The following is a 1,436-nucleotide window of genomic DNA, read 5'->3' on the forward strand; positions in this document are numbered from 1 at the left end:
GGGTAGGGGTCGGCGGGTTGCCCGGCGTACGGGAGCGGGCCGCTGCCAGGGGAGCGCCGGTCGTCAGGGGCGGACGCCCTGGCCTGGGGCCGGCCGCTGATGAGCTGGAAGAGCACGTCCTGCATGGCCGGCCGGGCAGCCGGGTCCTTGGCCAGGCAGCCGTACACGATCGAACGCAGTGGCTCGGGCACGTCACCGAGGTTCGGCTCGTCGTACTGGATCCTGCGGAGCACCGCGGGCAGCGAGTCGTTGCCGAACGGCGGCGTGCCGGTGGCGGCGTACACGATGACGGATCCCCAGGCGAACACGTCGGCGGCCGGCCCGGCGACCGCGCCGAGGAACTGCTCGGGCGCCATGTACGCGGGCGTCCCCACGATGCTGCTGGTACGGGTCACCGCGGCGTCCACGGCACGGGCGATGCCGAAGTCGATGACGCGCGGGCCGTCCCGTCCGAGCAGCACGTTGGCCGGTTTGAAGTCGCGGTGCACGACGCCGGCCCGGTGGATGGCGGCCAGCGCGGTGGCCGTGGCGACCGCCAGCCGCTGCAGGTCGGCCCCGGTGTGGACGCCGGCCTGCTGGAGGGAGGGACCTTCGACGTACTCGGTCACGATGTACGGCCGTGCGCCCAGCGAGGCGTCCAGCACCTGCGCGATGCAGAACGGCTCCACCCGCCGCGCTGCCGCGATCTCCTTGGCGAAACGGCCGTCGCCCGGCACCCCCTCCCGCAGCACCTTGATGGCGACCCGCGTCCCGTCGGGAGCCGTACCCAGGTAGACCACGCCCTGGCCGCCCTCGCCGAGTTGCTTGACGACCTGGTACGGGCCGACGGCCTCCAGCGTCACCAGGTTTCCAGCGCGCAGACGCTGAACGAGGTGCTTTTCTGCGCCGAGGACGGCGAGGTGACCTTCAGCGCCACGGTGTGGCGCCCCGCGGGCAGGTTGTACTGTTTGGCGGTCACGAACGCGGTGTAGTCGTCCTCCGGCACCCAGGACCTGCCGCTCTCCTTGGTCTTGCCGTCGACCAGCCACGCGTAGGAGATCCACACTCCGCGCCTGGTCGACTCCACGCGGGTCTGGAAGTGCACGGGCGGCATGTAGCAGCCACCCGACCCGGACTGGCCCGGTCCGCCCATCAGCTCGATCGCGAGAATGCTCGCCTTGGCGTTCGTGGCCGGCTTCTTACTGGTACGGGCGCGGTCGCGGGTCGGCGTAGGCCGCGCGGTGGTGCGCTCGGGCGAGGCCGTGGGTGTGGGCTTCCTCGGGGTGGCGGTGGGCTTGGCCGTACGAGTGGGAGGCTTCTTCCGCTTCTGGGTCTTCGTCCCCTTGGGAGTGGGCGTCTGCTCGGAGGACGGCTTCACGGTGGGGATGGTGGCGCCGGGGGAGGGGGCGGCCAGCGACTCCTTCTCCGGCGTACCCCATCCAGGGGCGATCCAGACG

The 1,436-nt window shown here is 71.9% G+C and carries 1 protein-coding gene and 1 pseudogene; both read right to left on the minus strand.

What is annotated here, in order from left to right:
* Positions 1-842, minus strand: an 842-nt coding sequence (locus E1267_RS43740) for a serine/threonine-protein kinase (protein WP_246064758.1), incomplete at its 3' end; no start/stop codon positions are given.
* Positions 839-1,436 (minus strand): annotated as a pseudogene (locus E1267_RS45215) (hypothetical protein); the annotation flags it as partial. The gene E1267_RS43740 and the pseudogene E1267_RS45215, both read right to left, overlap by 4 nt.

Source organism: Nonomuraea longispora, assembly GCF_004348345.1.
GTDB lineage: Bacteria > Actinomycetota > Actinomycetes > Streptosporangiales > Streptosporangiaceae > Nonomuraea > Nonomuraea longispora.